Here is a 4,494-nt window from a genome sequence, read left to right as displayed (position 1 = left end):
GCCGGAAGCCGCGGCGTCTGCCGGGCCCGAGGTCGCGGACGTCGACTGGGCGTCGCTGGCGTGCGAGCAGAAGCTGGGCGAGGGCGCGTCGGGTGTCATCTACCGTGCGCAGTGGCGCGCGGATGGGCACGCGCCACGGGCGGTCGCGGTCAAGCTGTTCAAGGGCGCGGTGACGAGCGACGGCCTGCCCGATTGCGAAATGGCCGCGTGCCTGCACGCCGGCCGCCATCCGAGCATGATCCCGGTGATCGGCAAGGTGAGCGGGCATCCCGACGGCACGCACGGCCTCGTGATGGAACTGGTCGATCCCGCGCTCACGAACCTCGCCGGGCCGCCGAGCTTCGCGACCTGTACGCGCGACGTGTATGCGGCCGACGCGCGATTCGCGCCGGCAGAGGCGGGGCGGATCGCGCATGGCATCGCGTCGGTCGCGGGCCATCTGCACGCCCGCGGCATCATGCATGGCGACCTGTACGCGCACAACATCCTGCACGATGGCGAAGGCAGTGCGCTGCTCGGGGATTTCGGGGCGGCGTCGCTCTACGATGCGAACGATCGCACGCGTGCCACGGCATTCGAACGGCTCGAAGTGAGGGCGTTCGGCTATCTACTTGGCGAGTTGCTCGAGCGATGCGAACCCCACACGTGGGCCGGCAGGCGCGCGCTCGATGCGCTCGCGGTGGCGTGCCTGAACGAAGACGTCGACGCGCGGCCGTCGTTCGGCGAGATCGCGGCCGAGCTGGCCGCGCATACGCACTGACGGGCGCGCGTCTGCTTACGCCTGCCGCGCAGTCAGCAGCTTGATTCCGAGTCCGACGAACAGAAGCCCGCTGGCGCGCTTGAGCGCACGCACCGCGCGGCTCATGCCGAAGCCGCGATGGAACCGGCGCACGCCGGCCGAATAGACGCTGTGAACGACCACGACGGTGCACGCGATCGTCGCGTACATCACGACGAACTGCAGCGCGAGCGGGCGGTCGTGCACGATGAACTGCGGCATGAACGCCGACAGGAAGATCATCGTCTTCGGATTGCTGCCCGATACGAACAGCGCTTCGCGGAACAGTTTCCTGCGGTCGGGCACGACGATCTCCGCCGCCCCGGTCGAAGCGGCGGCCTTGCGATCGCCGCGCAATTGCCGGACACCGAGGAAGATCAGGTACGCGGCGCCGACCACCTTCATCGCGACGAACAGCGGCGGCATCGCGGCCAGCACCGCGCCGACGCCGAGCGCGACGAGCACCACGACCACACCCTGCGCGACGAGGTTGCCCGCGATCGTCGCGGCCGTGCCGCGCGTGCCATAGCGCACCGTGTTGCGGATGACGAGCAGCACGTTGGGCCCCGGCGACAGCGTCGTGGCGAGATAGGCTGCGGCAAACAGCATCCAGGTTTGAATGGACATGCGGCGCTCCGAGAGGCGGTTCCGGCGGACGGGATGAAGCGATGATGCCACGCCAATAATTGGCGCACGCTGGCGCCGGAACCGCACTGTCGGGCGCGTCAGCTTGCGTCGCGCATGCAGTACGCGGGAATCGACGGCGGCGAGTCGATCGCGGCGGGCCTCGTCATCCACGCGATCCATCCGGCCCATAACCCGCAGACGATCATCACGGCGACGTTCAGCGGCGTCCGGTAGCGGACGATCAGGTCGGCCAGCGGCAGGCGATGTTTCATGTGCGTCTCCTTCGATCGGGGGCGGGTGGCGTTACTGGCCGGCGTAGGTCGGCGCCTTCGCGTCGCAGGTCACGGACACCGTCGAGCCGTCCGCGAAATGCAGCCGGAACGGCACCTTCGCGCCGGGCGCGACGGCCTGGCGCGGTTGCTCCAGCATCACGTGATAGCTCTTCGGCTTGAAGGTCACCGTGCCGTGCGCGGGCACGTCGACCGCGTCGACGTGAACCATCTTCGCGGTGCTGCCGTTCGTCTGCGTTTCATGCAGCATCGCCATCCCGTATGCGGGCGAGTCGAGGCCCGTCAGCGTGACGGGCGCGTCGCCGTCGTTCTTCAGCGTGAAGTAGCCGGACGACGGCACGGTCGCCGGCATCGCACGGATCCAGCAGTTTTCTGCCTGCACGGCCGGTGCGGCGAACGTGGCGGGCGCTTGCAGCGCCAGCAGGGCGAACAGCAGGCCGGTTGGAATCGAGCGTTTCATGGTTGGTTCTCCTTATGGATGGTTGCAGAAGGTAAGGGGGTGACGCGACCGACGCGACCGGCGCGAAATGCCGATGCGCGTCGCGCACATCATTTCAGCGTGAACGCGTAGTGGCCTTGCGTGCGATGGCCGTCGCTGGCCACCGCGATCCATGCGACGGTGTACGTGCCGGCCGCCAGGCTGGTCAGCGCGACCTGCATGCGCTTCCGGTTGCCGGCATCGACGGACGATTTCCCGTCGACGACCGACTGCCCGTGGCTGTCGGTCACGGCGATCGAGCTGAAAGCGGGCTCGAGCGCTTCGCTGAAACCGATCGTGACCGCGTGCGGCGCGGTCGACAGCGTGGCGTCGGCGGCCGGTTCCTGCGTCTTCGGGAGTGCGTGGGCGTGGGCGGCCTGAATGGCGACGAAGCCGAGTGCGGTGAATGCGCCGCGAATGAAAGGGGTGGTTTTCATGATTGAGTGTGCGAGTGGCGAATCGGTTGGTGCAACACGGATTCGACGGACGGATGCACGCGCAGCCTCACCGCAGCACCGATGGCGGCCGATGCCGGCGCGAACGTGCGCGACCGGACGCTCGCCCGTGAGCGAATGTCGGCGCGACTGTGCGAACCGGAAGCAGCCAGCCGCACGCACGGCACGACGCCGCGCGCAAACCGGTGACACATGATCGTCCTTCGAAACGTGACACGGCGCGCACGCCGGCGGCGTACGCGGACCACGCGATGCACGATGGCATCACGGGCGTTGACGACGAATCAGGATGCGATCGGCGGGGCGCGCGGCTGCGCGGCCGTGAGCGGCAGCGCGCGGCGCAGGCTTTCGAAGCGGGTCGCTTCGCGGTGCTGAATGACGTGCACGTTGGCCGCGAACGTCAGTTCGGGCGCGGGCAGTGCGGGTGTATGGGCAAGCAGGCTGCAATAGCCGCATGCCTGGAGGTGGGCCTGCAGGTTCTTCTGCGACGAATCGGCGGTGCGCTCGCCGGTGGCCGGCGCAGCCGTGCAGTAGCCGGCCAGCAGCGTATCGACGCGCTGCTGCGTCGTCAGTGCCTGCGAGATCGTCGGCGCGAGCGCCGTCATCAGGATGGCGAGCATCCCGATCAGACTGCCGATCTTCCTGAGGCGACGACTCAGCATGCGATGCGCGGCGATGGTTGGACGACGATGGAGCGGATTATGCCACGCACGTCGATGCGCAGGTCGGCACGGACCTGCGGCGTTGCGGCGCGCTACGCGTGCTTCGCCAGGTATTTCGTGATCAGCGTCATCTGCGCGGCCCAGCCCTGATCGTTCATCTCGCGCGCCTTCGCGCGGCGCGCTTCGATCAACTGATCGAAGCCCGTTTCGGTGACCGTGAGCAGCGTGCCGCCGGCCTGTGCGGCGAGCGCGAACGTGACGAGCGTCATCGGCTCGGCCGAGTAATCGAAATTCGGATCGATCGCGAACGGGTGCCAGCGAAACGAGAACAGTTGCTTCGGCTCGACGCGATCGACGACGATTTCGAACACAGTGCCCGCATAGGGCTCTTGCGCCTTGGCGACGTCGTCGTCGACGCGTGTCGGCGTGATGCGGCCGAACAGCGGCTGGCCGGCCGCGAACGGCCCGTCGAACGAGACGCCGAACCACTGGCCGAATTCGCCGGAATTGCTGACGGCTTCCCACACGCGGTCGGGCGACGCGTTGAGCTGGGCCTGTTTTTCGATGCGATCGGTTTGCTGGGTCATGACGTTCTCCACACAGGATCAACCTTTGCTGGACGGCACGCGCAAGCGCGCACCGCGTCTAGTCGAGCATGACCGCGTCGGGCACGTCGAGCACGAGGTCCGACGTCGCGACGGCCACGCACGGCAGCGTATAGCCGTCGGCCTTTTCCTCGCGGCTCAGCCCCGGCCATTCGATCGTGTAGCGTACGCTGCCGCTGACGATCCGGCAAAGGCAGCTTCGGCACGTGCCGTTGCGGCACGAACGCGGCAGCGATACGTGCGCGAACGCGGCGGCTTCGAGCAGCGTGAGCGAATCGGGCGCATCGAAGGTCGCGCCGAGCGGCTCGATGCGCACGAGGGGGAGGTGTTCCGGATCGGTCATGGCGGAGGCAGAGGCGGGCGGCGGTTCGGCGACAACGCGCCAAGCATACCCGAACGTGCGGGCGGTCGGCGCCGCCCGCCCGCTGGCGTCAATGCCGGCGCAGGTGCCGGTAAACGGTATTGCGGGCGAGGCCGAGTTCGCGCGCGGCCGCCGACACGTTGCCGCCATGCCGCGCGAGCACGGCATCGATCACCGCGGCCTGATGGCTTTGCAGCGTCGTTCCTTCGCGCGTGCCGGCCGATGCGACCGGCGCGGC

The 4,494-nt window shown here is 68.3% G+C and carries 9 protein-coding genes; 1 reads left to right on the top strand and 8 read right to left on the bottom strand.

The window, feature by feature from the left end:
• Positions 1–760, top strand: a 760-nt coding sequence (locus G3N99_RS35180) for a protein kinase (RefSeq protein WP_206124664.1), incomplete at its 5' end; no start/stop codon positions are given.
• A 15-nt stretch (positions 761–775) separates the two neighbouring features.
• On the opposite strand, the gene G3N99_RS35175 is transcribed toward G3N99_RS35180, so the two are convergent.
• The 8 genes from G3N99_RS35175 to G3N99_RS35140 form a co-directional block, all read right to left on the bottom strand.
• Positions 776–1,405 carry a LysE family translocator gene (locus tag G3N99_RS35175; RefSeq protein ID WP_174945442.1) on the bottom strand — a complete coding sequence of 210 codons (630 nt, stop codon included), beginning with the start codon at positions 1,403–1,405 and terminating at the stop codon, positions 776–778.
• Between the two features lie 98 nt (positions 1,406–1,503).
• Complete coding sequence (locus G3N99_RS35170; protein WP_206124663.1) at positions 1,504–1,677, bottom strand: hypothetical protein; 174 nt, start codon at positions 1,675–1,677, stop codon at positions 1,504–1,506.
• Positions 1,678–1,708: 31 nt separating this feature from the next.
• Positions 1,709–2,155 (bottom strand): copper chaperone PCu(A)C, encoded by a 447-nt coding sequence (locus tag G3N99_RS35165; protein ID WP_206124662.1) that lies wholly within the window; start codon positions 2,153–2,155, stop codon positions 1,709–1,711.
• Positions 2,156–2,244: 89 nt separating this feature from the next.
• Positions 2,245–2,610: a copper homeostasis periplasmic binding protein CopC gene (gene copC / locus G3N99_RS35160; RefSeq protein ID WP_206124661.1), complete on the bottom strand. Its 366-nt coding sequence runs from the start codon at positions 2,608–2,610 to the stop codon at positions 2,245–2,247.
• A 302-nt stretch (positions 2,611–2,912) separates the two neighbouring features.
• Positions 2,913–3,290: a DUF2946 domain-containing protein gene (locus G3N99_RS35155; RefSeq protein WP_206124660.1), complete on the bottom strand. Its 378-nt coding sequence runs from the start codon at positions 3,288–3,290 to the stop codon at positions 2,913–2,915.
• A gap of 92 nt (positions 3,291–3,382) precedes the next feature.
• Entirely contained in the window at positions 3,383–3,877 is a 495-nt protein-coding gene (locus tag G3N99_RS35150) for an SRPBCC family protein (protein WP_174945451.1), read from the bottom strand.
• Between the two features lie 58 nt (positions 3,878–3,935).
• Positions 3,936–4,238 carry a 2Fe-2S iron-sulfur cluster-binding protein gene (locus G3N99_RS35145; RefSeq protein ID WP_089426933.1) on the bottom strand — a complete coding sequence of 101 codons (303 nt, stop codon included), beginning with the start codon at positions 4,236–4,238 and terminating at the stop codon, positions 3,936–3,938.
• 88 nt (positions 4,239–4,326) lie between these two features.
• A partial coding sequence (locus tag G3N99_RS35140) for a helix-turn-helix domain-containing protein (protein ID WP_206124665.1) occupies positions 4,327–4,494 on the bottom strand: 168 nt, incomplete at its 5' end.

The organism is Burkholderia sp. Ac-20392, from assembly GCF_017104585.1.
GTDB classification, from domain to species: domain Bacteria; phylum Pseudomonadota; class Gammaproteobacteria; order Burkholderiales; family Burkholderiaceae; genus Burkholderia; species Burkholderia lata.
Note: the sequence above shows the minus strand (reverse complement) of the source record. Positions and strands in the feature narration are given on the sequence as shown.